This is a genomic window from Janthinobacterium sp. SUN211 (assembly GCF_030587315.1).
Taxonomy (GTDB): domain Bacteria; phylum Pseudomonadota; class Gammaproteobacteria; order Burkholderiales; family Burkholderiaceae_D; genus Janthinobacterium; species Janthinobacterium kumbetense.
Window position 1 is genome coordinate 696,929 of sequence record NZ_JAPWIC010000003.1, and the last position, 18,346, is coordinate 715,274.

15 protein-coding genes are annotated in these 18,346 nt (G+C 62.7%); 10 read left to right on the top strand and 5 right to left on the bottom strand.

Annotation, left to right across the window (positions count from 1 at the left end; genetic code table 11):
- Positions 1–20: 20 nt before the first annotated feature.
- Complete coding sequence (locus O3301_RS14415; protein ID WP_289919308.1) at positions 21–524, top strand: DUF3016 domain-containing protein; 504 nt, start codon at positions 21–23, stop codon at positions 522–524.
- A gap of 145 nt (positions 525–669) precedes the next feature.
- Positions 670–1,212 carry a DUF3016 domain-containing protein gene (locus tag O3301_RS14420; protein ID WP_305056692.1) on the top strand — a complete coding sequence of 181 codons (543 nt, stop codon included), beginning with the start codon at positions 670–672 and terminating at the stop codon, positions 1,210–1,212.
- Here the strand turns inward: O3301_RS14420 and O3301_RS14425 are convergent.
- The 3 genes from O3301_RS14425 to O3301_RS14435 form a co-directional block, all read right to left on the bottom strand.
- Complete coding sequence (locus O3301_RS14425) at positions 1,200–2,000, bottom strand: ABC transporter substrate-binding protein (protein WP_305056693.1); 801 nt, start codon at positions 1,998–2,000, stop codon at positions 1,200–1,202. The genes O3301_RS14420 and O3301_RS14425 overlap by 13 nt on opposite strands.
- Before the next feature lie 41 nt (positions 2,001–2,041).
- Positions 2,042–2,485 carry a thioesterase family protein gene (locus tag O3301_RS14430; protein WP_077399141.1) on the bottom strand — a complete coding sequence of 148 codons (444 nt, stop codon included), beginning with the start codon at positions 2,483–2,485 and terminating at the stop codon, positions 2,042–2,044.
- A 130-nt stretch (positions 2,486–2,615) separates the two neighbouring features.
- Positions 2,616–4,064, bottom strand: coding sequence for a sorbosone dehydrogenase family protein (locus tag O3301_RS14435; RefSeq protein WP_305056694.1), 1,449 nt, complete (start codon positions 4,062–4,064; stop codon positions 2,616–2,618).
- Between the two features lie 216 nt (positions 4,065–4,280).
- Between O3301_RS14435 and O3301_RS14440 the strand changes: the two genes are divergently transcribed.
- Together O3301_RS14440 and O3301_RS14445 are read left to right on the top strand one after the other, a co-directional pair.
- Positions 4,281–5,387: an S-(hydroxymethyl)glutathione dehydrogenase/class III alcohol dehydrogenase gene (locus O3301_RS14440; protein ID WP_034753481.1), complete on the top strand. Its 1,107-nt coding sequence runs from the start codon at positions 4,281–4,283 to the stop codon at positions 5,385–5,387.
- Between the two features lie 118 nt (positions 5,388–5,505).
- A complete protein-coding gene (locus O3301_RS14445; RefSeq protein WP_034784311.1) occupies positions 5,506–5,739 on the top strand; it encodes a hypothetical protein in 234 nt (77 codons plus the stop codon).
- A 12-nt stretch (positions 5,740–5,751) separates the two neighbouring features.
- Here the strand turns inward: O3301_RS14445 and O3301_RS14450 are convergent, their stop codons facing one another.
- Positions 5,752–6,756 carry a GlxA family transcriptional regulator gene (locus tag O3301_RS14450; protein WP_305056695.1) on the bottom strand — a complete coding sequence of 335 codons (1,005 nt, stop codon included), beginning with the start codon at positions 6,754–6,756 and terminating at the stop codon, positions 5,752–5,754.
- A 115-nt stretch (positions 6,757–6,871) separates the two neighbouring features.
- Here O3301_RS14450 and O3301_RS14455 point away from each other — a divergent pair, with 115 nt between their 5' ends.
- From O3301_RS14455 to O3301_RS14465, 3 genes are all read left to right on the top strand, one after another.
- Positions 6,872–9,817 carry a DUF6701 domain-containing protein gene (locus O3301_RS14455; protein WP_305056696.1) on the top strand — a complete coding sequence of 982 codons (2,946 nt, stop codon included), beginning with the start codon at positions 6,872–6,874 and terminating at the stop codon, positions 9,815–9,817.
- An 87-nt stretch (positions 9,818–9,904) separates the two neighbouring features.
- Positions 9,905–10,603, top strand: a complete 699-nt coding sequence (locus tag O3301_RS14460; RefSeq protein ID WP_289899433.1) for a dienelactone hydrolase family protein — start codon at positions 9,905–9,907, stop codon at positions 10,601–10,603.
- 132 nt (positions 10,604–10,735) lie between these two features.
- Positions 10,736–11,152: an SRPBCC family protein gene (locus O3301_RS14465; protein WP_289905649.1), complete on the top strand. Its 417-nt coding sequence runs from the start codon at positions 10,736–10,738 to the stop codon at positions 11,150–11,152.
- Positions 11,153–11,191: 39 nt separating this feature from the next.
- Here the strand turns inward: O3301_RS14465 and O3301_RS14470 are convergent, their stop codons facing one another.
- A complete protein-coding gene (locus O3301_RS14470) occupies positions 11,192–12,808 on the bottom strand; it encodes a M28 family peptidase (RefSeq protein ID WP_305056697.1) in 1,617 nt (538 codons plus the stop codon).
- 135 nt (positions 12,809–12,943) lie between these two features.
- On the opposite strand from O3301_RS14470, the gene O3301_RS14475 reads away from it, so the two are divergent.
- The 3 genes from O3301_RS14475 to O3301_RS14485 all read left to right on the top strand — a co-directional run bounded on the left by O3301_RS14475 (position 12,944) and on the right by O3301_RS14485 (position 18,311).
- Positions 12,944–13,789: an alpha/beta fold hydrolase gene (locus O3301_RS14475; RefSeq protein WP_305056698.1), complete on the top strand. Its 846-nt coding sequence runs from the start codon at positions 12,944–12,946 to the stop codon at positions 13,787–13,789.
- A gap of 272 nt (positions 13,790–14,061) precedes the next feature.
- Positions 14,062–16,218 carry a DEAD/DEAH box helicase gene (locus O3301_RS14480; RefSeq protein WP_251349280.1) on the top strand — a complete coding sequence of 719 codons (2,157 nt, stop codon included), beginning with the start codon at positions 14,062–14,064 and terminating at the stop codon, positions 16,216–16,218.
- A 437-nt stretch (positions 16,219–16,655) separates the two neighbouring features.
- On the top strand, positions 16,656–18,311 hold the full coding sequence (locus O3301_RS14485) for a PAS domain-containing methyl-accepting chemotaxis protein (RefSeq protein ID WP_305056699.1): 1,656 nt from the start codon (positions 16,656–16,658) through the stop codon (positions 18,309–18,311).
- Positions 18,312–18,346 lie beyond the last annotated feature (35 nt).

Below are 18,346 nucleotides of genomic sequence, written 5' to 3' on the forward strand. Positions count from 1 at the left end.
ATTTCCTGAAAGGGTACATCATGCAAAAGCAAACGACGCGCGCCCTGATCGCCGGTCTGGCCTTGCTGGCCAGCAGCGCGGCCTGGGCAGGAACGGAAGTGCATTTCAGCAAGCCGGATCAATTCACGGATGTACCGTTCGACCCGCACGAGCGGGAAGAGGTGTTGAAAGAACTGAGCCGGCATTTCGAAAAGCTGGGCGCATTGCTGCCACCCGGGCAGACCTTGAAAATCGACGTGACGGACGTGGACCTGGCGGGACGTGAGAATCCCAACCTGCGTGCCGGCCAGGATATCCGCGTCATGAATGGCGGGGTCGACTGGCCGCGCATGCGCCTGCACTATGTGCTGGAACAGAATGGCAAGGTCATCAGCAGCGCCGATGCCGCGCTGTCCGACATGTCTTACCTGAGCCGTATCAATCCTTACTTCAGCAATGAAAAGTTGCGTTATGAAAAGCTGATGATCGACGAATGGTATGCCGATACCTTTGGCATCAAGGTCAAGCGCAAGGCCCGCAAGTAGGCTGCGCGGCTGGGCGCCGGGCCTGCGCTGCACGAAACGTATTGCGCTCCGGAAATTTTCACTTCAGGCTATAGTCAAACGGGAAACAGGCAGATGCCGGCATTGCGGCAGCTGCCTGCCCGTGAACTTTCTGAAAGGAATGCATATGCGTATTTCCAGCATGACGAAGGCATGGATAGCCGCCTTGGCGCTGGCTGCTGGCAGCAGCGCCTGGGCAGGCGTCCAGGTGACGTTCGACAAGCCCGACGACTATTCCGATGTACCGTTCAGTTCGCGAGACCGGGAGCAGGTCCTGGAGGGCCTGGCCAATCACTTTAGCTGGCTGGGCAAGGGCTTGCCGCATGGCCAGGAGCTCCGGATCGAGATCACCGATGTCGACCTGGCGGGGCGCGAAGACCCGGCGCGCCGCGGCGCCTTCGATGTGCGCTTGATGACGGGCCGCGCGGACTGGCCGCGGCTGCGCTTGCGCTATACGCTCGAGCAGCAGGGCAAGGTCATCGCCAGCGGCAATGCCTACCTGTCGGACATGTCCTATTTGCAGCATATCAATCGTTATCCCAGCAACGATGCCTTGCGCTATGAAAAGCGCATGATCGACGATTGGTTCAAGAATACCTTCGGCGTCCAGCCCCAGGGTCGCAGCCGTCCCGTCATGACCTTGCAGCCGCGCGACGTTCAGCGCAAATAAGCCGCTTCGATGCGCGCCAGCTGGCCGCTTTGGCGCAGGGCCAGCAGGGCGGCATTCATCTGCGCGACGAAGTCGGCCTTGTAGGCCGGCGTGTTGCGCGCACTGTAGGCGATATACGTGGCTTCGGACGACAATTCCAGCACTTCGTGCAAGGCAAAGCCGTAACGGGCCAGTTCGCCGCCCAGCCGGCGCGCCGTGTGGCGTGCCGCGCCGCGGTCGCTGGCGTAGCAATCGATGCGCCGCAAGGCCAGTTTTTTCAGATTGGCTTCATTGCCCTTGGCCGCTTCCAGGCGCAGCAGTCCCTCGCGGGCCGGCGCCATCAGTTTTTCCGAGAGTAAAAAACCCGTATTGACGCCGATGGTCAGGCCGGCAAAGTCGGCGGGAAACCGCGTACGCGGCGTGCGCATGACGGCGTCATGGCAAAACAGCACCACCGATTCGCGGTACAGCATGGCCGAATACGGCTGCACGTAGGGCCGTTCCGTCTTGCGTCCGGGCGGAAACAGGCCGAACACCTGGCCCTTTTCCAGCGCATCGAGGCCCCGCTTCCAGGGGCGCGGCTGCAGTTCCAGCCGGTAGCCGGGCATCGTGCTGGCCGCCTGGCGCAGGATATCGACATACATGCCCTTGAAGACGCCGTTTTCCACATAGCTGTACGGCGCATAGTCGTCGTCGCCGTACAGGATGACGGTTTGCGGCGCGGCATGGCCGATGCCGGGTGCGGCCATCGCGCAGACGGCGGCCAGCAGGCAGGCGCCGGCGCGGCGCAGGTCAATTTTACATATCATCCTGACAAGGATACAGGATGATGGCCGGAATGTACCGCGCCTCAATCGATCCAGTTCACCTGCGGGAACTTGCTGCCGAAATCTTCCGGCATGGGCACGACCTGGCTGAGCTTATAGTTGAAAAACACAAAGCCGGACTTGGCCATCGCGATCAGGGTGCTGTCGCGCGGACGCGTGATGCGGAAAGTGATGTCGCCGCCATACTTGTTGAAATCCATGACGCCCACTTCGAACAGCAACTGGTCGCGCGCATGGGCTTCGGCGCGGTAGGTGGTGGCCAGGTCGGTGACGATGATGCCGGTACCGTCCGCTTCGATGTCGCGCACGCCATATTCGAACAGGAAGCGGGCACGGGCCTCGGAAATCATGGAAATCATGGAATCGTTGCCGAGATGGTTGCCGGCGTTGATGTCCGTCGTGCGTACCGTCAGTTGCGAGGAATAGCAGTACTGGTCTTCGGGAAATTCAAGTTTCAAACGGGCCATGGTGTTCTCTTGGGCTGGTGCGCAGGGCGCGGCGAAAATGCCAATTCTAGCCGGTTCCCCGCACCCCGTCGAAAAATGCCGCCCCAGGCGTGCGCCGCCATGACTGCTTGCGCGCGCTATTTACGGACGCTTATTTGCGTACGATCCGGTACACCTTGCCCGTGCCGCTCAGCATGTACAGCTCGTTTTGGCCATCCTGGCCGAACGACAGGATATTGCCCACGTTCGCGATACCCCAGTCCGTCACGGCGGAGGCCGTGCCATTGCTGTAGCTGAAACTTTTCAGCCAGCCGCTGCAGTAGTCGGAATACAGGTATTGCCCCGCCAGTTCCGGCAGGGCTGCGCCCCGGTACACATAGCCGCCCGTGATCGAACAGCCGCCGGCCGTATCGTGGCCGTAGGTGATGACGGGCAAGACCAGCCCCGTCTGGTTGCAGCTGGGGCTGTTGTAGCACTGCGCGCCTTCCATGATGTTCCAGCCGTAGTTGTTGCCCGCCTGGCTCACGGGCCGCACGTCGACCTCTTCCCAGCTGGCCTGGCCCACATCGGCGACATACAGCAGCTGGGCCGGCGCGTCGAAGGCGTAGCGCCACGGATTGCGCAAGCCGTAGGCCCAGATTTCAGGGCGTCCGCCCGCCGTGGCAAAGGGATTATCGGGTGGAATGGTGTACGGCTGGGCGACGCTGCTGGCGTTGACGTCCAGGCGCAGCAGTTTACCGAGCAGCACATTCGTGTTTTGCGCGTTGCCGGGCGGGTCGCCCCCGCTGCCGCCGTCGCCCGTGCCCGCATACAGATAGCCGTCCGGGCCAAAGCTGAGCAAGCCGCCATTGTGGTTGCTGAACGTGGGGTGGGCAATCGTGAGGATGCCCAGCGCCGACAGGGGATCGGCCACGTTGGCGTTGCCCGCTGACACTTGCCGCCGCTCGATGACGATGTCGCCGGCCAGGTTGGTGTAATAGATGAAGAAATAGCCATTGCTGGCGTATTGCGGATGAAAGGCCAGCGACAGCAAGCCCCGTTCGCCGCTGGTGGTGGTGAGCGTACTGATGTCGAGGAAGGGCGTGGCCAGCAGGCTGCCGTTCTGCATCACGCGGATGCGGCCGGCCCGTTCGACAATGAACAAACGGCTGTCGCCGGGCGGCGCCGTGAGGAAGAGGGGAGCATCCAGTCCGCTGGCCACTTCCTGCAGGCGCAGGGTCAGCGGCGTGGCTGCCGCATACGTGACGCTGGCGCTGGCCGTCGCCCCCGCAGTGACTTGCAGCTGCTGCGTGACGGGCGTGGGCGACAGCGTCCCCGTGCCTTGCGTCACGCTGGCGGCGCTCACCGCATAGGCGCCGGGCGCCAGGCCGGTGAGCGTGGTGCTGGCCGTCAGCGTCTTGCTGTACGACGCAGGCCCCGTGACCGTGACGGCGCCTGCCACGCCGGCCGGCAAGCCGCCGATGGTGACTGCCAGGTTCCCCGTGGTGGCGCCCGGCGCAGGGTGGTGATGGCCGCCGCCACAGGCAGCCAGCAGCGCCAGGCAGCATGCCAGCAGCAGGGCCAGCCAGGGCAGCGGCAAGCGGGAAAGGAAATGGCGCATGTCAGTCTCCTGCGGGAACGACGCAATGGCTGCTCAAGAGGGGATGGGCTTGTGCCAAGAATGCGCGTCTTTGCGGCGGGAAGTTTGAGCTGGCGCAAACGTACGGTGGCATCGGACAAATGCGCCGCGTTTTCAGACAAGCGCGCCGGCACTTGCGCCACCGCGCCCGCCGGCGCCCGATAATGGCGCATCTGAAACCGAGCAGGAATGACACACATGAAAACCAAAGCCGCGATTGCCTGGAAAGCGGGCGCCCCGCTGACCATCGAAGAAGTCGACCTGGCCGGCCCGCGCGCCGGCGAAGTGCTGGTCGAGCTGAAAGCCACGGGCATCTGCCATACCGATTACTACACCCTGTCCGGCGCCGACCCGGAAGGCATCTTCCCCGCCATTCTCGGCCATGAAGGCGCCGGCGTCGTCGTCGACGTGGGCCCGGGCGTGACGACCCTGAAAAAGGATGACCACGTCATTCCCCTGTACACGCCGGAATGCCGCCAGTGCAAATTCTGCCTGTCGCAAAAGACCAATCTGTGCCAAGCCATCCGCTCCACGCAGGGCCGCGGCCTGATGCCGGACGCCACCAGCCGCTTTTCGCTGAATGGCCAGCCGCTGTTCCATTACATGGGCACGTCCACCTTTTCCAATTACATCGTCGTGCCGGAAATCGCGCTGGCGAAAATCCGCTCCGACGCGCCGTTCGACAAGGTGTGCTACATCGGCTGCGGCGTGACGACGGGCGTGGGCGCCGTGCTGTTCTCGGCCAAGGTCGAGGCGGGCGCCAACGTGGCCGTGTTCGGCCTGGGCGGCATCGGCCTGAACGTGATCCAGGCGGCGAAGATGGTGGGCGCCGATAAAATCATCGGCATCGACATCAATCCGGCGCGCCAGGCCATCGCGCGCAAGTTCGGCATGACGCATTTTATCAATCCCAACGAAGTGGAAAACGTCGTCGATGCCATCGTGCAACTGACGGATGGCGGCGCCGATTATTCGTTTGAGTGCGTCGGCAACACGACCCTGATGCGCCAGGCGCTCGAGTGCACGCACAAGGGCTGGGGCAAGTCCTTCATCATCGGCGTGGCGGCGGCAGGCCAGGAAATTTCCACGCGTCCATTCCAGCTGGTGACGGGACGCGAATGGCGCGGTTCGGCCTTCGGCGGCGCGCGGGGCCGCACGGACGTGCCGAAGATCGTCGACTGGTACATGGAAGGCAAGCTCAACATTGACGACCTGATCACGCACCGCTTGCCGCTCGAACGCATCAACGAAGGTTTCGACCTGATGAAGAGCGGCGAATCGATCCGTTCCGTCGTGTTGTATTAATTTTATCTGACTGTACTCATTGCGCAACACTTGACGGACGGGGCAGGGCGGCGCGCTGTACTTCGTTGCTTGCCCCTGCTAGTGTGAAGACATCACCGCCTTGCTTCGGGAGCCGTCCATGTTTGCCACTGCCTACCTCGCGACCTTGCGCCGCATGCTGCCCGTCTTCCTCGGCGCGGCCCTGTCTTCCCTGCTGGCCTTGTGGTGGAGCAATGCCGCCAGCCTCGCCACGCCCGCCATCTGGCTGGCGCTGCTGGCCACGTATCTGCTATGCGCACTGCTGTTTACGCCGCTGGCCCGGCAGAGCCGCCAACTGGCGACGCGCCACGTGCGTCACGGCAAGCCGCGCTGATACCCGCTGCGCCTAGCGCGCCGTGCTGGAAAAGCGCTCGCGGTAATCGCGCGGCGTGATGGCGAGTTTCTTTTGAAACAGGCGGCGCAGCCTGTCTTCGCTGTGCAAGCCCGCCTGCACGGCCACCTGTTTTAAGGAAGACACATTGTCTTCCAGCAAGCGACGCGCCACTTCAAAGCGGGCCGTGTCGATGAATTCCGTGGGACTGGTGCCCGTTTCGCGCTGGAACACGCGCGTAAAGTTGCGTTCGCTCATGGCCAGCCTGGCCGCCAGCAGCGGCACGGTAAGGTCTTCGGCAAGATGTTCCATGATCCAGCCCTGCAACTGGCGGATGGTCGGGTGCGTCGTCATCTGGCTCGACAGGTGCACGGAAAACTGCGACTGGCCGCCGGGCCGCTTCAGATACACGACCAGGTCGCGCGCCACTTCCAGCGCGATATCGCGGCTGAAATCGTCTTCCACCAGGGCCAGCGCCAGGTCGATGCCGGCCGTCACGCCGGCCGACGTCCAGAATTTCCCTTCCCGCACGAAAATCGCATCGGCATTGACCTGTATCAATGGATAGCGCTGGCGCAGGCTGTCCACGGCGCTCCAGTGCGTGGCGGCGCTCTTGCCGTCGAGCACGCCGGCCTCGGCCAGGAAGAAGCAGCCCGTGCACAGGGCCGCGAGGGTATCGATGCGCGGCGCCGCCTCGGCCACCCAGGCGGCGAGAGCGGGAATGTCCTGCAAGACTTGCTCGACGTGGTGGCAGCCGACGATGACGGCCAGGTCGGGCAGGCGGTTCACATCGAGCGCCTTGCTGGCGTGCAGCGACATCAGCGTGTCCGACTCGACCGGGCCGACGGCTGTCGAGGCGATGCGCACGTCGTAGCCGCCGGGCAGATTGCGCAGGCGCAAATGGGTGTTGGCGTAGTCAAACACTTTCATGGCGCCGATGGCTTCGAGCGCCTTGAAGCCGGGATAGACGATGATGTCGACGGTGCGCAGGGGGAATTCTTTGGGGCTTTGCTTGATCATGCGATATGCGCGAGGGGGATAAATACTGCCATAATGCAACAACAGCGATGGCGTAGGTTAGCATGAAATAATCCGCGCGCCCGCTGGCTCCCCACCCACCGGATTCCTCGATATCGTGCGCTTACTCCACATTTTTGCCGCCCTGACATTGCTGCTGGGCTCATCCCTTGCCCACGCGGCCACGCTCAACTTCAATGGCGGCGCCGTCAGCGGCTGCACCCTGCTGGCGTCCAGCACCCAATATACTTGCGCCTCGCTGGCGCTGAGCTCTACCGACGTCATCGTCATCGGCAGCGCGTATGCCGTGACGGTCAACAGTTCCCTGGCGATGAGTTATAACCAGGGCTTGACGATGAGCGGCGACGCCACGCTGACGGTCAAGGGCAACCTGGATATCAAGGATATCAATCCGCCGAACCTGAAAGTAACGGGGGGCAACCTGACAGCCGAAGGCGGCACTTTCCTCATGGGCGCGCAGGAACAGACCGTCACGGCCAATATTTCGGCCACGACCATCAAGATGGGCTCGAACAACGTCAAGGTGACGGGCAAGATCAGCGCCAAGGGCCCGGTGGAAATTGCCTCGGGTTCCGTCATCAACGGGGCCATCAGCGGTACCGTCGTCAACATCCTGCCCGCCAGTACCCGCATCCAGGGCGATATCACGGCGACCACGTCGCTGACCATCGGTTCCGGCAGCCAGGTGACGGGCAACCTGAAATCGCCGACCATCGACTTGAAGGCCTCGGGCCTGCTCGTCACGGGCGACGTGGACGCGAGCAATTCTTTGACGATCGCCTCCGGCAATGGCATCAAGGGCAATGTGGACGCTGGCGAGGTGACCCTCGACTCGTCCAACGCCTATATCACGGGCAACGCCAAGGTCGACCACATCACTCTGGGCTGGCAGGGCCGGGTGCAGCAAACCATTACTTGCAAGGCGTATACGCCATCGAACCCGTGCAGTTGCGTGACGAACAACAGCGGCTGGGCCTTCAATGAACCGATGGGGCCGAAGTGCGGGCCCGGTACGCCGACCGGACTGCACCATTTCCAGATCGAGCACCCGCTGACGGCGCTCACTTGCCAGGTACCCACGGTGACGGTGACTGCCTGTGCCGATGCCAACTGCAGCGCGGTGTACAAGGGTAGTCCCAGCGTCACCGTCAGCCCGGGCGGCGTGCCGACTCAGATCGATACCAGCGGCGTCAATCCCAATGTCACGGTGCGCCAGACCACGGTGGGCATCGCCACCCTGAGCCTGGTCAGCACGCCCGCCACGACGGGCGCGCTGGTGTGCAAGAGCGGCGGCAACACGAGCAATTGCCAGATCAGCTTTCTTTCCAGCGGCTTCCAGGTAAGCGGCGTTCCGCGCTACGCGGAGGACGTGGCCGTACTGGAAATCAGCGCCTTGCAGACCTCGTCCGGCAACAGGGACGTGTGCGTGCCCATGTTCGCCAGCCAGACCAAGCAATTGAACCTGACTTGCGGGTACAGCAATCCGGACAAGGGAACATTGCCTGCGCGCATCTTTGACAGCGTCCAAAATAGCTATGTCGCCCTGGCTGGCAGCGACCAGAGCAGCTGCGCCGTGGCGAGCACCAAGGTGAATGTGACGTTTGGCGCCGACGGCGTGGCCAAGCCGAACATGCTGTATGCCGATGCGGGAGCGCTGATCCTGACGGCTGCCTACAAGCCGGACAGCGGCAGCGACAAAGGTTTGGACATGAAAGGCAACGGCACGGTCGTCGTGGCGCCGAAGAAATTTCTGTTCACGACGCTGGCGCCGATTCAGCGCGCGGGCCTGGCGGCAGCGCCCCTCGTGGCGGGGACGACCATCACGTTATCGGCCGTCAACGCGCTCGATGCCGTGACGAAGAATTTCGGCAACGAAAGCGGTGTCGCCGTGCAAACAGTCGTGCTCGACCGTAATCTGCTGGCGCCGCTCTACACAGGCGTAGTCAATCCGCAGGTCAGCGGCGATCTCGATTTCGTGACGAAAGGGGGCATCATCGCGGCGCCGCCGCTGGTCTGGCCCGAAGTGGGCAAGATCAATTTCACGGCCGCTCTGCAAAACGGTTATCTGGGCAGCAGCCTGACGTCGCCGGGGACGAGCGACCCCGTGCTCTTTTATCCGCACCACTTTGTGACGGAACTGGTCGTCAAGCAAGTGGACCTCCCGGGGGGGACGAAGACGGAGTTTCCTTTCCCGTGCAGCGCGCCGCTCGTGTGCGCCGGCAACCGCGCCGTGTATTCGCGCCAGCCCTTCGACCTGACCATCCGCGCCCAGACGGCCGCCGGCAACGAGACGAAGAACTTCGACGCCAGGAATGCCGACATCAATAAAACGCAGGTGCCGCTGGCCCCGTATGACGCGGCCACGGGGAACAACAAATATCCGCCCACGGCGCCATCGGGCAGCACGCTGACGGATGGGGCAACAGTACCTGCGGCCGTGACGGGCGTACCCGTCACCAGTTTTACCAATGGCGTTGCCACGCGCGCCATCGCCTACAGCTTCCCCGCCGCCTATGCCGTGCCCAAGGAGCCGACAGCGCTGGCATCGCCGACGGGGCTGCTGCTGCGCGCGACGTATGCCTATCCGGCGGCTGGCAATGTGAGCTCGGCGCCGGCCGATGGCAAGGAAGCGCAGCTGACCGTGTTCACGGGCCGCCTGATGGTGCCGCATGACTACGGTTCCGAGCGCTATCCCGTGCGCCTGGCCGTGCAGGCGCAGTACTGGGACGGCAAGACCTGGGTCACCAGTCTGCTGGACAGCATCAGCGCCTTCGGCAGCGCGCAGGTGGTGTTTGCCAATTGCAAGAAAACACTGGCGTGCAAGGACTTTGCATTTCCCGCTGGCACGACTATTACTTATACGTTCGACAAGGGCATCTTGCCGTCGAATAGACGCTTGATTGTGGCGGCGCCCGGCGCCGGCAAGACCGGCAGCGTCGATGTGTCCGTGCCCGGCATCGCGTACTTGCCCAGCACCGTGGGCACCGTCGTCTTTGGCGTCTTCAAGTCGGGCCCGGTGATTTACCTGCGCGAGATGTATTGAGCCAGGACAAAGGGTGGGCGCAGAAAGAGGGAAAAACCAGTAACATGCCTGGCTGTGGCATTCCCCCAACCTCAGACTGGAGTTTCTATGAGCACAACATCGCAGTGGATCGATATCGCCGGCCCGGACGGCAGCTTCCAGGCTTACCTGGCCGTGCCGCACGTGGGCAAGGGCCCCGCCATCATCCTGTTGCAGGAAATTTTCGGCGTCAACGAGCACATCCGCGCCGTGGCCGACCAGTACGCGGCCGATGGCTATGTGGTGCTGGTGCCCGACCTGTTCTGGCGCGCCGGTGCGCACATCGAACTGGGCTATGACGCGGACGGCTGGAAGCGCGCCGTCGAACTCATGCAGGCTACCGATAACGAACATGCCTTGAGCGATATCAAGGCCACCATCGCCGTCCTGCGCGCGCGTCCGGAAGTGACGGGCAAGCTGGCGTCCGTCGGCTACTGCTTCGGCGGCCGCTTGTCGTTCCAGACGGCCGCGGCTGGCCTGGTCGACGCGGCCATCGCCTATTACGGCGGCGGCATCCAGAACAAGCTGGACCTGGCCGACCGCATCCAGGTGCCGCTGCTCATGCATTTCGGCGGCCAGGACAGCCACATTCCGCCGGAAGCCGTGCAAAAGATCGCCGAACGCTTCGAAGACCGGCAAGACGTGGAAATCCACATCTACCCGGGCGCCGAGCACGGTTTCAACTGCACCCACCGCGACAGCTACCAGCAGCGCGCCGCCGCCCACGCGCACGGCAATTCCTTGATTTTCCTGGCGGAAAACCTGTAAGGCTGTCTCGCCAGGCCGGCCAGTCGTTATTCTCGAGCTCAATACGCGCCCAGCAACAAAGCCGCATGGGCGCTAAAATAGCGGCTGTGCCGGGCAACGCCCGGCAAACCTGGATGAGGAACCGAATTAAAGATGGCCCAAGTAATTGTTTCTGTAACATTGGCGGCAAGCGCCGAACGCGTGTGGGATTTTATCGGCGGCTTCCAGTCGCTGGCTGAATGGTCGAGCTCGATCAAGACCAGCCTGTCCGAACACGGCGGCCGCGTGCGCCGCCTGAAAACCACGGACGGCGCCATCATCGCCGAACGCCTGCAAAGCTACAGCGAGGCGGACAAGAGCTACAGCTACACCATCGTTTCGGGGCCGATCCCCGTCAAGAACTACCGCTCCACCCTGCGCGTCACGGGCGAGCCGGGCGGCGCTTCCTGCGTGGCGGAATGGGCCAGCGAGTTCGACGCGGCCGAAGGCGTGGAAGAAGTCATGATCGGCGCCTTCCAGCACCTGTATGAAACGGCCTTCGTCGATTTAAAACGCATCATGGCGATTTGAATGAAAAACACCGGCACAGGCCGGTGTTTTTCATGGCGCCTAGCGTTTGACCTTGCCAAACGCTTCGCCCTTGTTCCATGTAGGCAAATTCTTGTCGTTTGCCACTTCATAGCCGAGGTTCAGGGTGAATTGTGCCTGCTGCACCATGCCCGATAAATCCCACGACGGGTGGTATTCATCCGTTACCTGGTGGTAATCCTTCTTGAACGCCACCAGGCGCTCGCCGGACGCTTTCGGCTCCTTGACGAAGTCGAACGAGCCGTCGCCGGAAAACACGGCCGAGCCCACGTTGAAGGCGGGCACGCCAGCCTTGGCGAAGGCAAAATGGTCGGCCCGGTAAAACGCGCCGGACAGGTCGGGAATGGTGGGCGCCAGGCGCAGGCCCATGCGCTTGGCCACCTTGGCGGCGCTCGCGTACAGGCTGCTGCGCTCGGCGCCGGCCACGCCGATGTCGTGCGTCTTGCCGACGAAGTTCATGCTGTCGAGGTTCAGGTCGGCGGCCGTTTTCGCCAGCGGCCACAGGGGCTTGCGCGTGTAGGCCGTGCTGCCCAGCATGCCCGTTTCCTCGCCGGCCGGCCACAGGAAGATCTGCGTGCGCCGTGCAGGTTGTTTTACCGCAACTTGTGCCATGGCCAGCAGGGCCGCCGCGCCCGAGGCATTGTCGATGGCGCCGTTGTAGATGTGGTCGCTTTGCCCTGAGCGGGCGCTGCCTTCGTCATCCTTGCCCAGGTGGTCCCAGTGGGCCGAGTAAATCACGGCTTCGTCCTTGAGTTTCGGATCCGTGCCCGGCACGATGCCGGCCACGTTGAATTGCTCGATGCTGCGGATCTGGCTGTTCAAGACCACCTTGACCGTCGCGTTCAAGGCCACGGGACGGAACTCGCGCGTTTCCGCCTGCGCGCGCAAGGCATCGAGGTCCTGTCCGCCCGCCTGGAACAGGGCGCGCGCCATGTCTTCCTGCAGCCAGCCTTCCATCGCATTGCCCGCGCCGGCCAGGTTGAAGCGTTCATGGCCGAAACCGTTGGCCGGCACCGACCACGGATACGACGCGGACGCCGTCGTGTGGATCAGCAGCACGCCGGCCGCGCCCTGGCGCAGCGCTTCCTCGTACTTGTAGACCCAGCGGCCGTACCAGGTCAGCGACTTGCCGGCAAAGCGGTTCGGCTCGGCAACGGTCGGCTGCGGGTCGTTGACCATCAGGATGACCATTTTTCCTTTTAAATCAGCACCCTTGAAGTCGTCCCACTGCTCTTCGGGCGCGCGGATGCCGTAGCCGGCGAACACGACGGGCGCGTCGAACGCCACTTTCTGCTGGCCATTCGCCGCGCCAAAGACGATGTCCTGGCCGAAGGCGGGGGACAAGGTCTTGCCGCCCGCGCTGAAGGTCACTGTGCTCGATGGCAATGCCTTGCTGCCGACGATGGTCAGCGCCTGGCGATACGTGCCGTCCGGCAAGGGCTGCAAGCCGGCCACGGCCGCCTGCGTTTCCAGGTAGCGCACGGCCAGGTCGCCGCCGCGCTGGCCCGTGCCGCGTCCTTCCAGCAAGTCGTCGGCCAGGAAGGACAGGTGGGCGCGCAGGGGCGCCTCGGCAACGAGCGGTTGGGCGAGGGTAGCCGTGCTGAACAGGCTGGCGGCGAGGACGAAGGGAAAACGCATGACAACTCCAAAAGTGAATACGGGAAAGCAAAGCAGCGGTAATCTTACTCTACCGCAATGCTCTGGCGTAGCGCGCGGCGCGCGCCAGCCGATTGGGGCCACAATGGCTGCTGGTCCACCGACAAGGAGCGTTCCATGACTCGCCCTGACTTGCAATCGAGCAATACCCTGCGTACCGCCGACGGCACCTTGATCTACTACAAGGACTGGGGCAGCGGCCCGCCCGTCGTCTTCAGCCACGGCTGGCCCCTGTCGTCCGACGCCTGGGAAGACCAGATGTTCTATCTGGCCTCGCACGGCTACCGCGTCATCGCGCACGACCGGCGCGGCCACGGCCGTTCCAGCCAGCCGTTCGGCGGCAACGACATGGATACCTATGCCGACGACCTGGCCGCCCTGATCGCCGCGCTGGACTTGACGGGCGCCACCCTCGTCGGCCATTCGACGGGCGGCGGCGAAGTGGCGCGCTACATCGGCCGCCACGGCACGCAGCGCCTGGCCGGCGCCGTGCTCGTGGGCGCCGTGCCGCCGCTGATGCTGCAGACGGCCGACAATCCGCTGGGCTTGCCGCTGTCCGCGTTCGACGCCATCCGCGCGGGCGTGCAGGCCGACCGCAGCCAGTTTTTCCGCGACTTGAGCGAGCCCTTCTATGGCTACAACCGGCCCGGCGCGAAGCCGTCGCAGGGCGTGCGCGACAGTTTCTGGCGGCAAGGCATGCAGGCGGGCATGCCGGCCGCCTACCTGTGCGTCAAGCAGTTTTCGGAAACGGATTTCACGGGCGACCTGGCCAGATTCGACGTGCCGACCCTGGTGATCCATGGCGACGACGACCAGATCGTGCCGATCGCCGCCTCGGCGCGCCGTACTGCCGAACTCATCATCGGTAGCAAATTGCTCGTGTATGCGGGCGCGCCGCACGGCCTGGCGACGACGCACAAGGATAGGCTGAACGAGGACTTGCTGGAGTTCTTGCGCACCTGAAGCGGGGGCGGGCGCCGTGACGGCGCGGCGCCCGCCGGAGCTGTTGCCACGCAGAACAGGCGCAGCCGGCATATTGTTGTGTATCGTTTAATGTTGGCAAAATCACGCGCCAAATGCGTGCGGATCGCCGATTTTTCTGGCTTTTTTACGTAGATATGGCGCAAAAAACGGCGTTCTGCGGCATGCAGCCACCCGGTAAGGTCCAGTAAAGAGTAAACTAGCAGATACACTCTTTCGCATTGGGCGATTCGAGCGAACTTGTGAGTGATTTCATGTCTGATACACCAATTTCCTTATTTTCCGACCTTAACCTGAGCGAGCCGCTGATTCGCGCGCTCAAGGATGTCGGTTACGAAACACCGTCGCCTATCCAGGCGGCGACGATTCCATTATTGCTCGCGAACCGCGACGTGCTGGGCCAGGCGCAAACAGGCACGGGTAAGACCGCCGCCTTCGCCTTGCCGATCCTGTCGCGCATCGATCTGAAACAAAGCTCACCCCAAGCCCTGGTCCTGGCACCAACGCGCGAACTGGCCATCCAGGTCGCCGAAGCGTTCCAGGTGTATGCCGCCCACATCCCCGGCTTCCACGTGCTGCCGATCTACGGCGGCCAAAGCTACGGCCCGCAACTGTCGGCCTTGCGCCGCGGCGTGCACGTCGTCGTCGGCACGCCTGGCCGCGTCATCGATCACCTGGACAAGGGTTCGCTCGACCTGTCCAAGCTGAAAACCCTGGTGCTCGACGAAGCCGATGAAATGCTGCGCATGGGCTTTATCGACGACGTCGAACGCATCTTGCAAGAAACGCCGGAAGGCCATCAAACGGCCCTGTTCTCGGCCACCATGCCTTCCGTCATCAAGCGCATCGCCACCACCTACCTGGTGAACCCGGCCGAAGTGACGGTCGCCGCCAAGACGGGCACGGCCGACAACATCCGCCAGCGCTACTGGCTGGTGTCGGGCATGCACAAGCTCGACGCGCTGACCCGCATCCTGGAAGCGGAAGCGTTTGACGGCATGATCATCTTTGCCCGCACCAAGCTGGGCACGGAAGAACTGGCCGGCAAGCTGCAAGCCCGCGGCTTCTCGGCTGCCGCCATCAATGGCGACATCCAGCAAGCCCAGCGCGAGCGCACGATCCAGCAGTTGAAAGACGGCAAGATCGACATTTTGGTCGCCACCGACGTGGCCGCCCGCGGCCTGGACGTCGAGCGCATCAGCCACGTCGTCAACTACGACGTGCCGCACGATCCGGAAAGCTACACCCACCGCATCGGCCGCACGGGCCGCGCCGGCCGCAGCGGCGAAGCGATCCTGTTCATCACCCCGCGTGAAAAGAACTTGCTCAAAGCCATCGAACGCTCGACCCGCCAGCCGATCGGCATGCTGGAACTGCCGACCATCCAGGCCGTCAACGACGTGCGTATCGCCAAGTTCAAGGAACAGATCAGCGAAACCCTGGCCCTGGGCGAACTGGAGCAGTTCCAGTCGCTGATCGAAGATTTCGAACGTGAACAGAACATTCCCGCCATCGAAATCGCCGCCGCCCTGGCGAAGATGGCGCGTGGCAATGTGCCTTTGTTGCTGGACAAGAACAAGGCGCGCGAGCAAGCCACGTGGCAAGACGACCGTCCTGCGCGCCAAGACCGCTTTGATCGCCCTGAACGCAATGACCGTTTCGAACGCAATGACCGCTTCGACCGCAACGAGCGCAGCGAGCGTCCGGCCTTCCCGAAAAAGGAACGCATCCAGCGTCCGGCCGACGCCGGCATGCAAACCTTCCGCATTGAGGTAGGTCATCAGCATGGCGTGAAGCCGGGCAATATCGTGGGCGCCATCGCCAACGAAGCGGGCATCGATTCGAAAAACATCGGCCGCATCGAAATCTATGACGACTACAGCGTCCTGGACTTGCCAGACAGCATGCCGAAAGAATTGCTGGATCAGCTGAAAACCGTGTGGGTGGCGGGCCAACAGCTGCGCATCAGCCGCGACGGCGACGCACCGGACCTGGCGCCACCAGCCGCGCCGCGCAAGCCGTTCGCCGCCAAGTCCGCGCCAGCGTTCAAGGATGCACCGGCGGACGCGGGCGAAGTTGCCCCGCGCGCGCCGAAGAAGGAACGTCCACGCCCGGGCGTGACGGCCTACCGCATCGAAGTGGGCCGTGAGCACGCCGTAACGCCAAGCAATATCGTCGGCGCCATCGCCAACGAAGCGAACCTGGAAGCCAAGCATATCGGCCGCATCGATATCTTTGACAACTACAGCGTGCTGGACTTGCCAGAAGGCATGCCGCCGGAAATCCTCGACCACCTGAAATCGGTCGTCGTTTCTGGCCAGAAACTGCGCATCAGCCTGGACGATGGAACGACGGAGCGCAAGCCTGCGCCGCCGCGTCCGAAGTCGCCGCCACGTAAAACGTACAAGTAAGCCATCCCCACGGGCGCTCCGGCGCCTGTGTCGCGGATTGGAGACACATCCCCCACTGGCGCATTCGCGCCAGTTTTTATTTTCCCTCAAGAAATAAACATGATTGCCGCGTTATGGTTGGCGGCAGGTATTGCCATCTGCCGGCAATGGCCACGGCTCCTTTGCATATTTTTATCGGTGCAAACGCCATATTTATTGCCTGCTGCATCGATACATAATTTTTTATTAATTATTGTATATGCACGCAATTTAAATTTTGCATTTCAATAAAATCAATCAAGTTGAATCAAAGTAAATCCTAAAACATAAATGAATTGACTTTTATTAAATTGTTTGACTGGCGTCACTGTCGCCGAGGCGATATATCATGGGTGCTTGATGTGGTATATTGTTTTTATGTTTTTGTTATGCTAGTTGAAAAAAATAGAGGAGCGACGATGCGGGTCAATACGCCTATCACGCAAAATGAATACGTATTAAATGAAGGCATGACGATTGTTTCCACCACGGATTTACAGGGAAACATCAATTACGCCAATCAGTATTTCATTGAAGTCAGCGGTTTTTCAGAAATGGAACTGCTGGGTGCGCCACAGAATATCCTGCGCCATCCCGATATGCCGGCCGAAGCGTTTGCCGACCTGTGGGACACCATCAAGACGGGCATGCCCTGGACCGGCATGGTCAAGAACCGCTGCAAGAATGGCGATTTCTATTGGGTCTTCGCCAATATCACGCCCGTCATCGAAAGCGGCCGCCCGATCGGCTATATGTCCGTGCGCACCAAGCCCACGCGCGAGCAGATCAACGAAGCGGCAGCCCTGTATAAAAGTTTCAAGGATGGCAATTCCGCCAACCTGGCGATCCGCAATGGCCGCGTCGTGCGCCAGGGCTGGGCCGCCAAGCTGAGCGAATGGCGCAAGCTGAGTCTGTCGCAAGACCTGGCCCTGCATTGCATCGTCTTCGGCGTGGTGCTGGCCATCCTCGGCTGCGCCGTGTGGAATATCGACGGCGACACGAGCACGGCCACGCGCAGCTGGCTCAGCGGTGCCGCCGCCGCAGCCGTGGCGCTGATGCTGTATTTCTGGGCCCATCTGCACAATTCCCTCGTCGCCCCGCTGGGCGACGCCATCACGGTAGCGCGCAAGATGGCCGGCGGCGACTTGACGGGCGTCATCGACAAGGTGCGCGACGATGACATGGGTCAATTGATGGCGGCCTTGCGCCAGACCAACATCAACTTGCACAGCATCATCGGCGACGTGCGCGCCAACTTCGAGGATATCCGCATCACCACGGCAGAAATTGCCACGGGCAATATGGACTTGTCCAGCCGCACGGAATCGCAGGCGTCCAGCCTCGAGCAGACGGCGGCCAGCATGGAAGAACTGACGTCGACCGTGCAAAACAGCGCCGACCATGTGGCCACGGCCAACGACCTGGCGGCGCAAGCGTCCACCGTGGCGGCCAAGGGCGGCACCATCGTCAGCGAAGTGGTCACCACGATGGATGAGATCAGCTCGTCGTCGCGCAAGATTCTCGACATTATCGGCTTGATCGACGGCATCGCCTTCCAGACGAATATCCTGGCCTTGAACGCGGCCGTGGAAGCGGCTCGCGCGGGCGAGCACGGCCGCGGCTTCGCCGTCGTGGCCGGCGAAGTGCGCAGTCTGGCGCAGCGTTCGGCAACGGCCGCGAAAGAAGTGAAAAACCTGATCGACCATTCGATCGCCACCGTGAACGCGGGCAGCGTACTGACCAGCAATGCGGGTGCCACCATGGCGGAAGTGATCGCCTCGGTAGCCCGCGTGACGGAAGTGATGGACGAGATTTCCTCGACCACGCGCGAGCAGAACCAGGGCATCGGGCAAGTCAACCAGGCCGTCATCCACATGGATGGCATCACGCAGCAGAATGCGGCGCTGGTGGAGCAGGCGGCCGCGGCCGCCACCAACCTGGCGCAGCGCACCGACAGCGTGGCCCAGTCGATCGGCATCTTCAAGCTGAAGGCATCGCCCAAGCGCAAGGTTGCCGGCGTGGGCCGCAGCGTGGGCGCGGGCGTCGCGTCGCGGGCCTTGCTGAAGGCACGATAAGCATGCCACTCCCGCCAGCGCCATGCTGGCGGGAA